This is a genomic window from Candidatus Krumholzibacteriota bacterium (assembly GCA_016931295.1).
Classification (GTDB): domain Bacteria; phylum Krumholzibacteriota; class Krumholzibacteriia; order Krumholzibacteriales; family Krumholzibacteriaceae; genus JAFGEZ01.
The window spans coordinates 38,190-55,494 of record JAFGEZ010000035.1; the positions used below are offsets into that span (position 1 = coordinate 38,190).

11 protein-coding genes and 1 tRNA gene are annotated in these 17,305 nt (G+C 66.7%); 3 read left to right on the top strand and 9 right to left on the bottom strand.

The genetic code is table 11. The features are described 5' to 3' along the window. Window positions 1–3: 3 nt before the first annotated feature. From lon to tig, 4 genes are all read right to left on the bottom strand, one after another. Window positions 4–2,418 carry an endopeptidase La gene (gene lon / locus JW876_09280; GenBank protein ID MBN1885696.1) on the bottom strand — a complete coding sequence of 805 codons (2,415 nt, stop codon included), beginning with the start codon at window positions 2,416–2,418 and terminating at the stop codon, window positions 4–6. 39 nt (window positions 2,419–2,457) lie between these two features. After that, window positions 2,458–3,708 (bottom strand): ATP-dependent Clp protease ATP-binding subunit ClpX, encoded by a 1,251-nt coding sequence (clpX, locus tag JW876_09285; GenBank protein ID MBN1885697.1) that lies wholly within the window; start codon window positions 3,706–3,708, stop codon window positions 2,458–2,460. 72 nt (window positions 3,709–3,780) lie between these two features. Then, complete coding sequence (gene clpP / locus JW876_09290; protein ID MBN1885698.1) at window positions 3,781–4,374, bottom strand: ATP-dependent Clp endopeptidase proteolytic subunit ClpP; 594 nt, start codon at window positions 4,372–4,374, stop codon at window positions 3,781–3,783. 37 nt (window positions 4,375–4,411) lie between these two features. Then, entirely contained in the window at window positions 4,412–5,725 is a 1,314-nt protein-coding gene (gene tig, locus JW876_09295; protein MBN1885699.1) for a trigger factor, read from the bottom strand. Window positions 5,726–6,132: 407 nt separating this feature from the next. On the opposite strand from tig, the gene JW876_09300 reads away from it, so the two are divergent. Then, entirely contained in the window at window positions 6,133–7,101 is a 969-nt protein-coding gene (locus JW876_09300; protein MBN1885700.1) for an SUMF1/EgtB/PvdO family nonheme iron enzyme, read from the top strand. Between the two features lie 74 nt (window positions 7,102–7,175). Here the strand turns inward: JW876_09300 and JW876_09305 are convergent. Then, window positions 7,176–7,257: transfer RNA gene (locus JW876_09305), tRNA-Leu, on the bottom strand. Between the two features lie 31 nt (window positions 7,258–7,288). Continuing rightward, window positions 7,289–8,071, bottom strand: a complete 783-nt coding sequence (locus JW876_09310; GenBank protein MBN1885701.1) for an enoyl-CoA hydratase/isomerase family protein — start codon at window positions 8,069–8,071, stop codon at window positions 7,289–7,291. Between the two features lie 2,208 nt (window positions 8,072–10,279). Here JW876_09310 and JW876_09315 point away from each other — a divergent pair. After that, window positions 10,280–10,885: a glycogen-binding domain-containing protein gene (locus tag JW876_09315; GenBank protein MBN1885702.1), complete on the top strand. Its 606-nt coding sequence runs from the start codon at window positions 10,280–10,282 to the stop codon at window positions 10,883–10,885. A gap of 7 nt (window positions 10,886–10,892) precedes the next feature. On the opposite strand, the gene JW876_09320 is transcribed toward JW876_09315, so the two are convergent. Together JW876_09320 and JW876_09325 are read right to left on the bottom strand one after the other, a co-directional pair. Further along, entirely contained in the window at window positions 10,893–12,977 is a 2,085-nt protein-coding gene (locus JW876_09320; GenBank protein MBN1885703.1) for a ferrous iron transporter B, read from the bottom strand. A 30-nt stretch (window positions 12,978–13,007) separates the two neighbouring features. Then, window positions 13,008–13,679, bottom strand: a complete 672-nt coding sequence (locus JW876_09325) for a FeoA domain-containing protein (protein ID MBN1885704.1) — start codon at window positions 13,677–13,679, stop codon at window positions 13,008–13,010. A gap of 158 nt (window positions 13,680–13,837) precedes the next feature. Here JW876_09325 and JW876_09330 point away from each other — a divergent pair, with 158 nt between their 5' ends. Then, complete coding sequence (locus JW876_09330; protein MBN1885705.1) at window positions 13,838–14,452, top strand: hypothetical protein; 615 nt, start codon at window positions 13,838–13,840, stop codon at window positions 14,450–14,452. 35 nt (window positions 14,453–14,487) lie between these two features. Here JW876_09330 and JW876_09335 read toward each other — a convergent pair whose 3' ends face one another. Further along, window positions 14,488–17,298: a M6 family metalloprotease domain-containing protein gene (locus JW876_09335; protein ID MBN1885706.1), complete on the bottom strand. Its 2,811-nt coding sequence runs from the start codon at window positions 17,296–17,298 to the stop codon at window positions 14,488–14,490. Between the last annotated feature and the right edge of the window lie 7 nt (window positions 17,299–17,305).

Sequence of the window (17,305 nt, forward strand, 5' to 3'; positions counted from 1 at the left end):
AACTCAGTTCGCTGATTTCGGGTGGCTGTCGCCGAAGAATCCGCCGATCTTGCGGCGATGCTTCACGCCCCAGTCGAGACGTTTCGAGAGGGCGCGCGCGAGGACATCGTCCATCGTCTCGACGACGATGATCTCCATGTTCTTCCGGACCTCGGCGGGAAGCTCCTTGATGTTCTTCTCGTTCCCCTTCGGCAAGAGGAGCGTCTTGACGCCCGCGCGCAGCGCCGCGACCGATTTCTCGTTGACGCCGCCGATCGGGAGGATCTTGCCGCGGAGGGTCACCTCGCCCGTCATGGCGACGTCGCGCCGGACGGGGATGTCGAAGAAGGCCGAAACGAGCGCCGTCGAGATGGACGTCCCCGCGCTGGGACCGTCCTTTGGAATGGCGCCCTCGGGCACGTGGATGTGCACGTCGACCGTCGAGAAGAAATCGTTCGGCAGATCGAGCATCCGCGAGGTGCTCCTGGCGAAGGAGAGGGCGATCTTGGCCGACTCCTGCATGACCTCGCCGAGCTGGCCGGTGAGTATCAACTCGCCCTTGCCCGGCATGATCGTCACTTCGATGTTGAGGATCTCGCCGCCCGCCTCGGTCCAGGCGAGGCCGGTCGCCATGCCGACGGTGAGGGTCTCGTCGATCTCGCCCTCGGTGAAGCGCGGGATGCCGAGATAGCTCTCGAGGTTCTTCTTCGTGATCCGCAGCGCGCGCTCGTTCTCGCTCATCGCCAGTTTCTTGGCGATCTTGCGGCAGATCGAGGCGATCTCCCGCTCGAGATTCCGAACGCCCGACTCGCGCGTGTATTTCTGGGTGAGCTCCTTCAGCACGGGAGAGGAGATGAGAAGCCGACCCTCGGCGATCCCGTGCGCCTCCATCTGCTTGGGAAGCAGGAACCGGCGGGCGATCTCCATCTTCTCGTGGAGCAGGTACCCCGGCAGGCGGATGATCTCCATGCGGTCGATCAGAGCCGGCGGTATCGTATAGATGACGTTCGCCGTCGTGATGAACATGACTTCGCTCACGTCGAAATCGACCTCGAGGAAGTTGTCGCTGAAATGGCGGTTCTGCTCGGGATCGAGCACCTCGAGCAGCGCCGCGGCCGGGTCGCCGCGGAAATCGGAGCTCAGCTTGTCGATCTCGTCGAGGAGGAAGACGGGATTCTTCGTGCCCGCCTTGCGGACGCCCTGTATGATCCGGCCCGGCATCGAGCCGATATAGGTGCGCCGGTGCCCCCTGATCTCCGCCTCGTCCCGCGTGCCGCCGAGGGAGATGCGCACGAACCGACGGCCGATCGCGTCCGCGATCGAACGTCCGAGCGAGGTCTTCCCCACGCCGGGCGGCCCGACGAAGCAGAGGATCGGGCTCTTGAGGTTCTTCGTCAGCTTGACGACCGAGAGGAACTCGAGGATCCGCTCCTTGACCTTGTCGAGGCCGTAGTGGTCGGCGTCGAGCTTCTTCTTCACCTCTTTGATGTCGAGGTTGTCCTGCGTGCGCTTGCGCCACGGCAGCGAGGTGAGGATATCGATGTAGTTTCGGACGACGGTCGATTCGGGGGTCATCGACGACATCATCTTCAGGCGGTCGAGCTCCTTGTACGCGGTCTTCTCCGCCTCGCGCGTCATCCCCGCCTTGCGGATCTTCCGCTTGATGTCCTGCAGGGAATCCCCGTCCTCGCCCTGCCCCAGCTCGCTCTTGATCGCCCGCATCTTCTCGTGGAGAAAGATCTCCTTCTGGCTCTTCTGGACCTGGCTGGTGACCTTCTCGTCGATATCCTTCTCCAGCTGGAGGATCTGGAGCTCCTCGGAGAGGATGCGGCTGAGCAGGTAGAACCGCTCCTCGAGGTCTTCCGTCTCGAGGATCTGCTGCTTGACGCTGTTGCGGATGCGGAGGTTCGCCGCCACGACGTCGACGAGGGCGGAACGTTCCTCGATCGACTGCACGGTGAGAAGCACCTCGTTCGGCACCCGCGGATTGAGCTGGACGTAATCGTAGAAGAGGCTCTCGATACGCCGCGCCAGCGCCTCGATCTCGCGCGTCATCCGGTCGACCGTCTCGATCGGCTCCACGCTGGCGGAGAGATAGTTGTCCGTCTCCGTGAATTCCTTCACGCGCACGCGATCGAGCCCCTCGAGCATCAGCTTGATCGTTCCGTCGGGAAGCCTGAAGAAGAGCCCGATCTGGACGCGCGTCCCGACGCGGTAGAGATCGTCCGCTCCCGGCTCGTTCACGGCCGGGCTCTTCTGCGTGACGACGACGATCCGCCGATCGTTCTCGATCGCCCGTTCGACGGCGTTGACGCTCGGCTGGCGTCCGACGAGGATGGCGGTCGTCATCGAGGGGAATACCACGACGTCCCGCAGGGGAACCACGGGATACCCGGATGCGAAGTCGTCAACGTGCGACTCGTCGAATTCCTTTGTCATTTCCACCACCGTCCCAACAGGGACGTTCGTTGTCGATTGTTACTGAGCCCGGCGACGGCGTTCGCCCTCGAGCTGGAACTCCGGCTCGTCCCGGTTGACGATCGTCTCCTCGGTGATGAGGATCTTGCTCACGTTCGTCCGGGAAGGCACGTCGTACATGATATGCAGCATCGTCCCCTCGAGGATCGCCCGCAGACCGCGCGCGCCGGTCTTGCGTTCCATCGCCAGCCGCGCAATCGCCTGAAGCGCCCCGGGGGTGAACTCGAGCTCCACGTCTTCCATGTCGAAGAGCTTCTTGTACTGCTTGATCAGGGAATTCTTCGGCTTGAGCATGATCTCTATCAGCGCCTGCTCGTCGAGTTCCGTCAGGGGGGCGACGATCGGCAGGCGTCCGACCAGTTCGGGGATCAGCCCGTACTTGATGAGGTCCTCGGGCTGGACATGCTTCATCGGCTCGGCGCGGTCGCCGGCTCCCGGACCGCGGTCGGCCCCGAAACCGACGATCTTCTTGCCGACCCGCCGCTCGACGATCTCCTGGAGTCCGTCGAAGGCCCCGCCGCAGACGAAGAGGATGTTCTTCGTGTCGACCTCGAGGAACTTCTGCTGGGGATGCTTCCTGCCGCCCTGCGGCGGCACGTTGGCGACCGTCCCCTCGAGAATCTTGAGCAGGGCCTGCTGGACACCCTCGCCCGAGACGTCCCTCGTGATCGAGGGATTCTCGCTCTTGCGGGCGATCTTGTCGATCTCGTCGATGTAGATGATGCCGCGCTCGGCCGCCTGGACGTTGTACTCGGCGTTCTGGAGCAGCCGGACGAGGATGTTCTCGACGTCCTCCCCCACGTACCCCGCCTCGGTGAGGCTCGTCGCGTCGGCGATCGCGAACGGGACCTTGAGGAAGCGCGCGAGCGTCTGGGCGAGCAGGGTCTTCCCCACGCCGGTCGGCCCGACGAGGAGGATGTTGCTCTTCTCGATCTCGATGTCGTCGGTGCTCCGCTCGTGCCGGATCCGCTTGTAGTGGTTGTAGACGGCGACGGCGAGCGTGATCTTCGCCTGCTCCTGCCCGATGACGTACTGGTCCAGATTCTCCTTCACCTCGCGGGGCTTCGGGAAATGCTCCATCTCGTACATCAGGGTCCCCGCCATCTCCTCCTCGAGGATGTCCATGCAGAGACGGATGCACTCGTTGCAGATGTACACGGAAGGCCCGGAGACGAGCTTCGCGACCTCGTCCTGGCCGCGCCCGCAGAACGAGCACTTGATCGGCCGCGGTGATTGAGATTTCTTCTTCATGCGATGACGTCTCCTGACTCCAGGGCCCACTTCGAATATACAACCCCGGACGACAAGGTTCACCGATTTTCGCTATTTTTTCAATTCCTTCTTCGAGACGAGGACGTTGTCCACGATCCCGTAGTCCCTGGCCTCATCGGCCGACATGAAAAAGTCGCGGTCCGTGTCCTTGGCGATCTTCTTGAGGGTCTGGCCGCTGTGCCGGGCGAGGATGTGGTTCAGGCGCTCGCGCAGCTTGAGGATCTCCTTCGTGTAGATCTCGATCGCCGACGCCTGTCCCTGCGAACCGCCCGAAGGCTGGTGGATCATGACGCGTGCGTGAGGCAGGATCGAGCGCTTGCCGGCCGTTCCCGCCGCGAGGAGGACCGCCGCCATGCTCGCCGCCTGTCCCATGCAGATCGTCGCGACGTCGCAGGAGATGTACTGCATCGTGTCGTAGATCCCGAGGCCCGAGGAGACGACGCCTCCGGGGCTGTTGATGTAGAGGAAGATGTCCCTCTCCGGTTCCTGCGCCTCGAGGAAGAGGAGCTGGGCGATGATCAGGTTGGACACGTGATCATCGATCGCCGTCCCGACGAATATGATGCGGTCTTTCAGCAGCCTCGAATAGATGTCGTACGCCCGTTCGACCCGCCCCGTCTGCTCGATGACGGTCGGGATGGGCATGTATGCGGTCTTGTCGCTCATCGCCACTCCTTCGTGTTCATTCGGCGCTGGCGCCGGTTTCTCCGAGCAGTATCCCGAACACCTTCCGCTCGCGGAGGTGGTTTCTGAGTCCGTTGAGGTTCTCGCTCCCGGGGGCGAAGGCCTTGCGGACCTCCGCGACGTCGCGCCCCGCCTCTTCGGCGATCGTTTCGTACTCCCGCTCGAGGTCCTCGCGCGCGACGTCGACCTTCTCGCGGTCGACGACGTGCTCGATCAGGAAATAGCGCCTGATGTTCCTGAGCGCGATCCGGCCGAGGATCTCCTCGAGCTGCTTCCTGCGCTCCTCGTCCTCCTCGGCACCGACGCCGGCGGCCTCGCGGCGGCGCTCCTCCTGGGACCGGAGCTCGGCGGTGAAACGCTCGACCATGCTCTTCGGCACCTCGAAGGGGTGCTTTTCGAGCAGGAGATCGATCGCCTTCTCCTGCCGGACGCGTCGGGCCTCCTTCTCCTTCTCCTCGCGGAGCCGCTTGCCGACGTCGGCGCGGAGCTCGTCGAGGGTGGTGAATTTCTCGTCGACCTTCGCGGCGAACGCGTCGTCGAGAGCGGGGAGGCGCTTCTCCTTCACCGCGCGCACGGTGAACTCGTAGGGCACCGTCCTGCCGGCGAGATGCTCCGGCTTGTAGTCCGCCGGATAGACGAGATCGACCCGTCCGGTCTTTCCCGCCACCGCGCCGGTCAGGGCGAGCTCGAACTCCTCCATGAGCTGCCCCGCGCCGAGCTGGACGGCGTACTCGGTGACGCGCTTCTCCTCGTCCGGCTTGTCGTCGAGCCCGACGGGAGCGTAGTCCATGACAACGACATCGCCGACAGCCGCCGGGCGTTCGACGTCGACGAAATCGGCGTTCCGTTCCCGTATGTTCCCGAGAACATCGTCGATCTCGGCAGGCGGGACATCGACCGGCTCGACGGGAACGTCAAGTTCCCGGTAGTCCTCGATTTCGATCTCCGGAACCGTCTCGATCTCGACGGTGAACCGGAGCGGCTCGTTGTTTTTCGCCTCGATCCCGCTGAAGACCGGCTCGCCGAGCGGCCGGAGCTTCCCCGTGGCGAGAATGCGCTCGTAGGCGATCGGAAGGATCGACTTGATCGCCTCGGCGTGGATCGCGTCGGCGTACCGGCTGTAAATCAGATCCTTCGGGGCCTTCCCCTTGCGGAAACCGGGGAGGGCGGCTTCTTTCGCGATCGAGTTCGCCACCGTCTCCTTCTCGCCGAGGAACCGCTCCCGGGCGACCTCGACGGAGACGACCTTCCTGCACTCCTTTTCGTGGCTGATATCGATGGTAATGTCGGTTTCGTCGAGCTTGCCCTGCATGTCTTCCTCGCTGTCTGTGGTGGATGGATTTTCCACGGACCGGTTGATTTTTGCCGGTCGGGCCGTGTCGGCCGGAACGGCGCCGCGCCGCGCGGCGACCCGTCGCCGCCGTTCCGGGTGTGAGGATCGTGACGCCGGGATGTTCATATCCTCAATATGGAGAATGGATTGCGATCGATTCTCCCGGCGCGCCGGCGCGGTCGTTATCGGGCCGCTTCCGGCGGATGCACCCGACAAAGTAAACCATCCACCCGCCGATGTGCAAGGACGATTCCACGCCTGCCGGCGGGAGCGCTTTCGCCTCGAACCGCCTGAATAGGGGTTGCCTCCGTATCCACGCTGGTGCAGTATACGCTTCTGCGGGAAGGTCCCGCAGGCATACCGTTCCGAACGCATCGGAGGATGCAATGGATCTTTTCAAGACAAAAACGGGATCCCGATGCCTGACGGTGTTCGTCATGGGCGTCGCCGCGATATTCGCGGGCTGCGGGGATGACGACGTCGCCCGCCCCCACCCAGGACCGTACACGCCGCCCGGCTATTTCGCCGCGATCCCGGCGGACACCTTCCTGATGGGAGGCGTCGTCCAGCATACGGTCATCTTGACGACGCCGTTCTGCATCTCCGAGACGGAGGTGACGAACGGCCAGTTCGCGGAACTGGCCCAGTGGGCGTACGACCACGGCCACTGCACCGCGTCGGCCGCCAGCCTGCTGGACGCCATGGACGGTTCCACAGAAGTGCTGATGTCCTTCAGCAATTCCTCCTGTGCGATCTCCTTCGGCGCGGATACGTTCACCGTGGACGCGGGCAGGGAGGAGCACCCGGTGAGATGCGCGAACTGGTACGGGGCTGCGGCCTATTGCGACTGGCTGAGCCTGCGTGAGGGCTTGCCGCGCGCCTACGACCACGCCACCTGGCAGTGCAACGGGAACGACCCATATGACGCCCGTGGATTCCGCCTGCCGACCGAGGCGGAATGGGAGTACGCGTGCCGCGCCGGCACGCAGACCACGTTCAATACCGGCGACTGCCTCGATGCCGCGACGGAAGCGAACTACGACGGCACACGGCCCTACACGGGATGCCCCGCCGGGCCGTTCGTCGGCGATATCGTCCCCGTGGGCGGCTATGCGTCCAATGCGTTCGGCCTGTACGACATGCACGGCAATCTCTGGGAATGGTGCAACGACTGGTACGCCGATTACGCGGGCGACGAGACCGACCCGACGGGCGCCGCCAGCGGGGCCTACCGCATCGTGCGCGGGGGCAGCTGGAGCTACCAGGCGTCGAACTGCACCTCGGCCACGAGGAGCTGGAATCCGCCGTCGGACACCATCTGGCTGCTCGGATTCAGGCCCGTCGTATCGAGATGACGAAACGACCTGCCGTCCCGGGTACCGGGACCCGTCGCGGGACGGGTTCCGGTAACGGCTTCGACGATAGGTAATGCGAGAGGGGGGATTCGAACCCCCACGGGTCTCCCCACCGGATCCTAAATCCGACGCGTCTGCCAGTTCCGCCACTCTCGCCCGCGATCCCGCGTCCCGGGCGGGCCGCCCGTCATCGCCCGGTGAATGTCGCCTTCCGCTTCTCGAGGAAGGCCGCCGTTCCCTCCTTCATGTCCGCCGTGCCGCAGGTGAGGCCGAACAGGGAGGCCTCGAGGCGGGACGCGTCCTCGAAGGACATGTCCCCGCCGCGGTTCACCGCCTCGATGATCGCCTTCAGTGCGAAGGCCGGCTTGAGGACAAGGGACTCGGCGAGCTTCATCGTCTCTTCCTCGAGCTCCGCCTGCGAAACGACCCGGTCGACGAGACCGATGCGCAGCGCCTCCTCGGCCCCCACGATCCTCCCGGTGAGGAGCAGGTCCATCGCGATGCCGCGCGGCACGAGCCGCGGCAGGCGCTGGGTGCCGCCGTAGCCGGGGATCGTGCCGAGATTGATCTCCGGCTGCCCGAGCTTGGCCTTCTCGCCTGCGATGCGGATGTCGCAGGCCATCGCCAGCTCGCATCCGCCGCCGAGCGCGAAGCCGTTGACGCAGGCGATGATCGGCTTGCCGAGATTCTCCATGAGGTTGCAGAGCCGGTGGCCCCGCTCGGCGAACGCCTTCCCGCCCGCCGCGTCGAGTTCCGCCAGTTCGCCGATGTCCGCCCCCGCGGCGAAGGACTTGCCGCCCGCGCCGGTCAGGATGACGACGGCCGTTTCGTCGTCGTCGCGAACCGCCTCGAACGCGGCGGTCAGCTCGCTGATCGTTTGGATGTTCAGCGCGTTGAGCTTGTCGGGCCGATCGATCGATATTTTCGCGATACGGCCCTCTTTTTGCATAAGTACGTATTCGAAGGGCATTTCCCTCTCCTTTCCCGTGCACGCGGCCTATTGAAAGCCGCGCGGCGAGGGGATGTCAACAGAAAAGGGGCCCCAGACGGGTCGCCGCGCCCGGAGCCGGGACAGACGTACGACCGCGGCGGACAACGCACCATGCATGCACGTATTATTCATTTTATCATAGGATTATCGCTTCTGCTTGGAGTCGTTTCCACGTCCTCCGCGTCGCCTGTCGCAACCGCTCCGGCGACGTCCGACGGCACGGCGGCCGCGATCGAGCTCCGGAACCGGATCGCCGCATTCTTCCAGGGGGGCACGACCCTCGCCGACCTGCCTCCCTCGAACGCTCTCCATCCGCTCCGGCGCACGCCCGTCCTCGCGACGACCGTCTGGCTGCTTTTCGAGGATGACCCGGCGGCGCTCGGAGCGATCTACCCGTCTCTCGCGCGGATGGTCACCGCTCCGTTCGAGCGGGGTGCCGAGATACATACGGGCCTGCTGACCGGCAGCTTCGCGCCGGGTGACGGCGCGGCGATCTCTCCCGCCGTCAACGGGCTCCTCGCGCTCGAACTGCGCAGCCTCGCCCTCATCGCCGGCCGGATCGACAAGAGCGAGGACGCCCTCGAACTGTTCGCGTGGTCGAGAGACTACGCGACGGCCATCCGGAACGCCTGCTTCGATCCCGATCGCGAGGGGTTCTTTCCCCGCCGCGAGGACGGCACGTTCGTCTTCGCGTACCGTCCCGAGCAGTTGCTTCCCCTCGTGACGACGGAACTCGCGCCTCGTGCGGCCGGTCGCCTCGCCGACCGGTTCGCCGCCGCCGTGCGTGCGGCGCCTCCCCCGGGCGGGGGCCTGTGGGACGACCCGGCCTCGCGCCCCCTCGTCAAAAGGCTGCTCGAGGCGGTCCCCGGAATGACCGCCAAGCGCATCGCCGCGTTTGCCGGGCCGGGGAAACCGTTTGACGAGGCGCACGGCGCCTGGATCGACTTCTGGCGCGAGGCGCCTGTCGAACGCCTCCGGCCGGCGGCGGTCACGATCGCCTCCCTCGAGCTCTTCAACCGGATCGCCCTCCGGGAATCCCTCCTCCTTCCCGGAACCGCCGGGCCGCTCGGCCAGGATATCGGCCTTTTCGAGGCCCGGCTCGACGCCGGCGCGCTCGACCTCGACGATTACCTCGAGGCCGTCTCCGCGGCCAACAGGCTGCTCGCCGCCGTATCGCGGCTCTCGGCGGTGATCGAGGAAGAGACGCGCATCTGGAAAGCGATGGACGAGAACGCCTGGCGCGGACTCTCGCCGCGCACGCGGAAGCTCCTCGTCGCCGCGATCGACGCCGCCAGGGGCGAGCTCATGGCGGCGAAGGCGGCGCTCACCGACGGCCTGGAAAGGGGAACGGGTATCGCGGCGGAACTCCGTCTGCCGGACGGACCGATCCCCCTCGGCTCGCCCGTCGAGCTGGAGCTGTTCCTCCGCGGCGGGGGCGTTGCCCTGCCGCTCCGCGACGTCTACCTCCAGGTCGGCACGAAACGCTGGCGGCTCGACGAGGCGGCCGGCGGGATCCTGTCCGAGGCGGGCGGCGCGCCGTGGAAGACGACCCGCCCCTTCGCCGTCCCGCCGGGCACGGAGCCGGGGCTGCTCGTCGTGCCGTGGTTCGTCGACGCGCGAGGCGAGAACGGACGGATCGAATTGCACGGCACGGAGACGCTCTCCCTCTCGCGCGGCTGCGCCGCGACAATGGACCTGCCGCGGGGGCGCCTCATCGCCGGCGACGGCGTGCCCGTGACCGTCACGCTCCGCCACGTCTCCGCGAGCGACATCCAGGGCACGATCGAAGGCGTCCTGCCCCGCGAGCTCGCGACCGATCCGGAGCTGCCCGCGCGCTTCCACGTCCGGGCAGGCGAGCCGCTCACAACGCTTCCGCTCCTCGTGCGCCCCGCCGGCACCCTGCCGCCCGGCGTCTACCCGATCGCCGTCTTTCTTCGCCTGCACGGACGCACCGTGGCGCGCTTCGAGGACGAGCTGGTGCGTCCGATGTCCTTCTTCTACCTCGGACCCCTCCCCGACGCCTCCTCCGCCCTCCGCGGAGCGCCGGGGTTCCAGGACGACCTCCTGCGGATCCACCGGACGACCGACGGAAACGAACTCCGGTGGCGGGAAGTCCCCGCGGGAGCCTGCGACGCCGCCGGATCGATCCTGCCCGGCCGCCTCTCCGGCACGGCGCCGGACGGCGGCATGATCTTCTATTCCCTCCTCGACGCGCCCAGGGCCGCGACGGTCGTCTGGAGGATCGAGACGCCCGACCGGGCGGCTGTCTGGATCAACGGCGACCGCGTTCTCGAACCGGCGGAATCGGGCGCGGGACGAGCGGGCGGCACGACGCTGTTCCGTTCGGGAGCGAACGCGATCCTCGTGGCGATCGCATGGGAACGCTCCCCCGCCCCGCTCCTCTTCACGATCACCGACGAGAACGGCTATCCCGTGGCCGATCTCGGCAACGATCTCGATCGGCTGATCGACGGCTTCGAACTCCTCGCGGCGCCCGCGGCGCCCGCCGGCGTCGTCACGGAGCCCGACAGGCCGCGTGAGACGACGCTCTCGTTCCATGCACCCGACGCCGCCTCGGTGCACCTCGTCGGCACGTTCAACAACTGGGACCCCGGGGCGACGCCGATGTCCCGTTCAGACGACGGGGCATGGTCGGCAAGCATCCCCCTGCTTCCCGGACGGTACGAGTACAAGTTCGTCGTCGACGGCAGGCTCCGCATCACCGATCCCGCGTGCGAACGCTCCGAACCCGACGGATTCGGGGGATTCAACTCGGTGCTCGTCGTCCGCTGAGAGCGGATCACAGCCTCGCGCCGGTCAGGGACAAGACGAGATTGAGCGCTCCCCCGGTGAGAAGCGAGACGGCGAGGACGAAGCCGAGGATCGAGAGGGCCCACCGCAGACCGAGTTCCTTTATCATGACGATCAGGGTGGCGAGGCACGGCAGGAAGAGACTCATCACCACGAGAGCCACGACGATCTGGTTGCCCGCGATCGCGCCGCTTTCCCAGAGCTTGTAGAGCCCCGCTGCGCCGTAATCGCGCCTGAAGAACCCGAGGATGAAGACGCCCGCCGTCTCGGAAGGAAGTCCGAGGAGCGTCCCGGTCACGGGCTCCGCGGCGCGGAAGAGTATCCGCAGCGCGCCGGTGGTGTCGAGGAGGAAGAGGATGAAGGTGGCGAGGAGGAAGAAGGGCAGCGCCTCCCGGAGGAACCACTTCACCCGGGCGCCCGTCTTGATGAGGATGTTGCCCGCCCGGGGCGTCCGCAGCGGGGGCAGTTCGAGAATGAAATCGGTCGTGCCCCCCTTCAGGATGCGCGAGAGGAGCGCGCCGACGAGAAAGAACTCGGCCGTGATGATGCCGGCGATCACGGCGACCGCCGCGGCGGAGACGGTGGACATCAGGGCGAGGATCACGCCGAGTTGCGCCGAGCACGGCACAGCGAGCGCGAGGAGCGTCACGGCGATGATCCGTTCGCGCCTCGTCTCGAGTATGCGCGTGGCGAGGACGGCCATGGTCACGCACCCGAACCCGAGCACCATGGGAAGCGTCGCCTTCCCGTTCACGCCGACGGCGCGGAAGATGTTGTTGGTCAGCACGGTGAGGCGGGGAAAGTAACCGCTGTCCTCGAGCAGGCCGAAGACGAGGAAGAAGACGACGACGATCGGCAGAACGATCGAGATCGAGTAGTTGAGCCCCATGCTCACGAGCCCGTAATCGCCGACGAGCAGCGCATGGATCCAGCCGGTCGGAGCGACACGCGAGACGGCCGGGATGACGAGATCGCCGAAGAGCCGCGTTTCGAGCAGGTCGACGATCGCCCCGGCCGCGAAGACGCCGACGAACCGGTAGACGAGCCAGAGGACGAACAGCAGGAAGAACGTCCCGGTGACCGGGTGCAAGGTGAAGCGGTTCATTCGGTCTGCTCCGGCCGCCCCCATGCCCCAGACAACCGCGGCGAGGAGGAGAAGGGTCGGGTGCAGGCCGACCGTCCCGAGCGCCTCTCGGCCGAAAACGAGATAGAGGAGGATCGCGGCGCCGGTCACGAGCGCCGCGGGCGCGAAGGCGCGCCAACGCGCCGTCTCGCTTTTCGCGGCGCCGCGCCTCAGCGATCGCGACAACAGTCTCTCGGCCGTCTCCTTGCGCGCCGAAGCGATGCCGTAGGAGAAGGGATTCGGCCGCCGCGCGCCGCGTTCCCTGACGAGAGACGAGACCGCCTCGAGGGTGCCGGGCGGGGCGCCCGCCTTCTCGAGCAGATCGAATTCGCCGCTCAGGGCGGTCAGGGCGCCGAAGATCCCGTGCCGGTTCGCCTCCCCCGCCGCCTCGTCGCAAGCGGCGATCGCCGAACGGACGTCGGGGGTGTACTCGACGACGGTCCGCGGCGTCGCCTCTCCCCGCTCCTCGAGGACCCGATCGAGCCGGGAGAGGCCCCGTTTCTCGACGGCCACCGTCTCGACGACCTCGATCCCGAGTTCCCCCGACAGGCGCTTCGCGTCGATCCCGAGCCCCCGCTGCCGGGCCTCGTCCATCATGTTGAGCACGAGGATCACGCGGCGTCCCATCTCGGCGAGCTGCGTGGTCAAAACCAGCGCGCGGAAGAGGTTCTTCGCGTCGGCCACCTGCACGACCGTCGCCTCGGGGTATCGCAGCAGTATGTCACGGGTGACCCGTTCGTCCTCGCTTCGCGGGATCAGCGAGTCCACGCCGGGCGTATCGATGACCTCGCGGGAACGGTCGTGGCCGAACCAGCCGGTCGAGACCTCCACCGTCGTCCCGGGGTAGTTCGATACGATGGCGTACCGCCCCGTGAGGAAGGCGAAGATGACGCTCTTGCCGACATTGGGATTGCCGACGAGGAGGATGCTGTTCGAGCCTGTGTCTTTCACTGCGGGCGGGGCGGCGGCGACGCCGTCCCTTCACACCTTCACAACGTAGATGTCGTCGACGATGTCCTTGTCCAGGGCGATCTGCGTCTCGTCGAGCATGACGACGAACAGCGGCTCCCGCTGGTGGACCCTCACGATGCGGCCCGGAAAAAGCCCCAGGGCGGTGAGCCGGTCGAGCCGCTGATGCCGGCCGGTGGCGATGTACCGTATCCGTCCCCGCTCGCCAGACCTGAGCCCGCGCAGGGGCCCGACCGCCGTCTCGACGGTCCGACCCGCGCCGCGGCAGCACGGTCCCGGTGGAATCTGCTTGTTGTGCGGACAGACCTTCGGATGCCCGAGCAGTGTGCAGATATGATCGGTCACCTCGGGTGAAAGGAAATGCTCGAAACGGCAGGCGTTGTCCTCGAGATCGGGGTCGGGCATCTGCAGGACGTCGACCATGAGCCGTTCGGCCAGACGGTGGCGCCGGACGACCGCCTCGCCCAGTTCCCGTCCCTTCGCCGTCATCGAGTAGACGTCGCCCGTCCGCTCGAGCAGGCCGTCCTCGACGAGCCGTGCGAGCAGGCCGGCGTCGGCCCGGTCGTCGATGCAGGTCATCCGCACCGTCTCGAGCGTCGCCGCTCTCCCCTCCTCGTCGAGCACCCAGACCGCCTCGAGGGCCTCTTCGACGGGGTCGTGCAGCGAGCGATTCCGTTCGATCATCATGATGCCTCCGTCCAGGATTCAGACGAGCCTAATGATGGCAAAATCCGCTGTCGATCACAATACGCTTTCTAACCCCTTTGCCTTTTTGTATATTACGGGCGAAGACCGACCGGGGAGTGAAACAGGCGATCATCCAACACAAAAGGAAACCGATCATGGTCGAATGCCGGGAACGCCATGTCGCGTCCGCGCTCGTCGCCCTCGCCGTGTCGTGCCTGATCCTGCCGTCCCTCGTTCCCGCCCCGGCGCTCGCCGGAAACGCCCGCCGCATCGGGGGCACGCTCCGCTTCGAGTACTACCTGTTCGACGGCGGCTTTTTCAAACTCGACGACGCTCCGGGGCTCGCCGCGTCCTTCCGGTACGAGCTCAAGGACAATGTCTTCTTCGAGAACCGGCTCGGCGCCATCCGCACCTCGCAGGACGGCCTCTCGGTCAACGTTCTCTCCTACCAGTTCGGCATGACGGCGATCCTTCCCTACTTCATCCCGTGGCGGCCGCTCGTCCGCGGCGGACTCGCGTTCCTCACCGCCGACCCGGTGACCGTGACCCCCATCGACACCTTCAGGCCCGCCCAGACGACCGTCTACCTCGTCGCCGGCGCCGGCGTCGTGCGATCCTTCAAGGAGGATTTCGCCGCGGAACTCGCCGTCGACGCGATGATCACGCCCTACAAGTACCGGGTCTACTCGTTCGATCGCCAGCGGGTCGAGGATGATCCCCGCCAGTTCTTCCACCTCGGCATCTCCCTCGGCGTCTCCTACGTCTTCTAGCGCCGGTTTGTGCAAAACGAACGGCACGCGCCCGGTCAGCGGACGAGAACGAGCTTGACCGTCCGCGACAGGTCGCCCGCGCGGAAGACGAGGAAATAGACGCCCGGGGCGGCCTCGCCGGGCGACGGTTCCCACGAGACCTCGTGCGTCCCGCGATCGTAGAACCGCTCGCCGAGCGGAGCGACGAGGCGCCCGGCGACGTCGATGACGTCGATCGAGACGCGGCGCCGCTCGGGCACGAAGAAGGAGGTCGTTACCGCCCCGTTGAAGGGATTGGGCCGGGGCGGTTCCACGAGGAAGGGCAATGGGGGGACCGTCCAGGGACCCGGCAGGGCCAGCGCCCCCCGCTCCCCGCCGGAGAAGAAAGCCTCGATCCCGTAGGCGTACGCCTCCCCCGGCGCCGCCGTCCTGTCGGTGAAGGAGAACACTCCCGATTCGTCGCGGAGCGTGTCGGGCGTCAGCAGCGTCCATCCGCCGTCCTCCGCGCCGCGGCGGAGCAGGCAGCCGATCAGCCCTGCCGGCGAGACGCCCCAGTCGATCCGGACGAAGGAGCGTCCGATCTTCACGCCTGCCACGGTGAAACGCGACAAGACGACGACGGCCCCGTTTGCCGAGGTCGTCTGGCCGTCGGGGTTCCGGACGATGATATCGTAGGCGCCCGCGGTGAGCGGACCGGTCGCGAGATCGACGAGGAGCGCCTCACCGCCGAGCCACTCGACCGCAGCCGCCGTCTCGATCCCCTGTCTGCGCAGGAAACAGGCCGCTCCCGGCTGGAAGTGCCTGCCGCGAACGTCGAGGCGGACGTCGCCGCCCTCTCCGAAGATCGAATCGGGGCGGACCGCGGCGATCTCCGGCGGCCACGCCCCCGCCACGAAACGCGCCTCGATGTTCCGCCCCCCCTCGGAGATCCGGTCGATGCGCACGGGAGTCGCCCGTCCCCCGTTGTCCCTGCTCGACGGCAGGGTCGATGCGTCGAAGAGGATGTTGCCGGCCCTGCCGGGAAAGGGATCCCCGGCGTCCCCGCTGTTCGCCCCCGCGAGGAGATCGTACCGGCCGTCGGCCTCCTGGAGGACCACGCCCCGCGCCTGGACGTTGGAAAATCCCCCCGAATTGCCGAGCGCCGTGAAGGCCGTGCTGTTCTCCGCGTGCCAGACGACGAGTCCTTCCCCGTGGAGGTGGCGGTCGAACCCGATCCGCCGGCGATGCTCGACGACGAAGTATTCGGCGGGTTCGCCGCCGCCGCGCCAGCCGCAGTCGTGTTCGTCGAATCCGCACACGACGGTTCCCTCCGGCAAACCGGAGACGACGATGTCGTCCACGAGGAAGGGCGCCCCAGGTCCCGAATCGTACCGGCCGTCCTCGTCACTGAAGTTGTAGTCGCTCGTCACCTCGAAGCGCAGCCTGAACACGCCGCCAAACGGCGAAAGCAGAAGGCCGAGATCGACGGAATCGTTCGCGAATACCGTCTCGCCCGTGTAGACGCGCAGCGTGTCCGTTCCGCCCGGCTGTTCGAGGAGGAGCCGCGCGAAATCGTATCCCTCCTCGAGATCCACCTCGTAGACGTAGGAGACGGACACCGCGGCGCCACCCCCCGCATGGGTGAAATCGCGGTAGACCGATTCGTGCCAGCCGTTCCCGTACCCCGCCCCCCCGGGCCAGTTCCGGATCCCGGCAGCCGTTTCGTCGTAGAAACAGGCGAGCGCGTGGTCGGCGAGATTCTCCGGGTCGCGCGCCCGGCCGAACCGCTCGCCGGGCAGGTCGAGCCGCAGGATCGCTCCCCCTTCCTCCACCGGCGCGAGATCGAGCGAGAGGGGGTCGGCCCCGACGTCGATCGTTTCGACCCATCCGAGTTGGTTCTTGCTCCACCCGCAGAGATGGGCGGGCGAATCGGGCGAGTTCCAGTTCCCCGACCCCATGAGACCCCAGTGGCCGATCCCGTATCCGCCCCCGTTGAAATCGTAGAGATCGGGAAGCCCCAGGGTGTGCCCCAGTTCGTGGCAGAAGACGGCGATCTCGATCGTTTCGCCGTCGCACGAGCGGGAGGGCGCGACGATGTAGTCCTCGATGAGTATCGTCCCGCCCCCGAAGGCCGCATCGTCGGTTGGGTACGGCTCGCCCCCCGATGCGTTCCAGTTGCTGTAGCCCCACGAGTGCGACCAGAGCGAGGTGCCGCCGCACTCGCCTCCCCGCGTCGAGTGGACGATGATGAGGACGTCGACGAAACCGTCGTCGTCCCCCGAGTTGGGTACTCCGTCGGGGCCGTCGTTGTCGAATCGCCCGAAGTCGATGCCGGGATCAGCCGCGGAGACCGTCTCGCGTATCAGCTCGCCGGTGCGCGAATAGACGGGGTCGAGGCCGTTGAACAATCCGACGTAGAAGGACTCCGCGTTATCGAGATCGTACCAGCCCGACACCTCTCCCGCGACGCCGAAGCGTTTGCGCGAGACCTCGTCGTAGTAGTCCGCGACGGTGCCGTACCTCATCGGTCCCTCGAAAAGGACGCGACGCAGGGCCGCGGTGGAGACGACCTCGTCGGTGTCGGCATAGCGCGCGGAGAGAACGGGGACGCGAAGCGATCCGGCGACCGGGATGACCCGATCGAGGGCCATGGCGGAGACATCCGCGTTGGAGGACCGTGCCCGGCGGGCGCGCGCGACCCATCCGTGCGAGACGGTGAAGGCGGACCGGTTCTTCTCCCGCAGTCGACGGTAGGCGTCGGGAAGGGGGCCACCGCCCCTGGGCGGGACGATACCACCGCCGGCGGAGCCTGCGACGAAAAGCAGCACCGCCAGAACGGCCGGGGCGACGATACGCCGCCGGCCAGGTGATGCCGTCCTGTCACGCACGCCTTGT

Excerpts from the sequence above, each read along its gene's own strand:
- lon (MBN1885696.1), bottom strand. The coding sequence starts at position 2,418 with ATGACAAAGGAATTCGACGAGTCGCACGTTGACGACTTCGCATCCGGG.
- clpX (MBN1885697.1), bottom strand. The coding sequence starts at position 3,708 with ATGAAGAAGAAATCTCAATCACCGCGGCCGATCAAGTGCTCGTTCTGC.
- clpP (MBN1885698.1), bottom strand. The coding sequence starts at position 4,374 with ATGCCCATCCCGACCGTCATCGAGCAGACGGGGCGGGTCGAACGGGCG.
- tig (MBN1885699.1), bottom strand. The coding sequence starts at position 5,725 with ATGCAGGGCAAGCTCGACGAAACCGACATTACCATCGATATCAGCCAC.
- JW876_09300 (MBN1885700.1), top strand. The coding sequence starts at position 6,133 with ATGGATCTTTTCAAGACAAAAACGGGATCCCGATGCCTGACGGTGTTC.
- JW876_09310 (MBN1885701.1), bottom strand. The coding sequence starts at position 8,071 with ATGCCCTTCGAATACGTACTTATGCAAAAAGAGGGCCGTATCGCGAAA.
- JW876_09315 (MBN1885702.1), top strand. The coding sequence starts at position 10,280 with ATGATCTTCTATTCCCTCCTCGACGCGCCCAGGGCCGCGACGGTCGTC.
- JW876_09325 (MBN1885704.1), bottom strand. The coding sequence starts at position 13,679 with ATGATCGAACGGAATCGCTCGCTGCACGACCCCGTCGAAGAGGCCCTC.
- JW876_09330 (MBN1885705.1), top strand. The coding sequence starts at position 13,838 with ATGGTCGAATGCCGGGAACGCCATGTCGCGTCCGCGCTCGTCGCCCTC.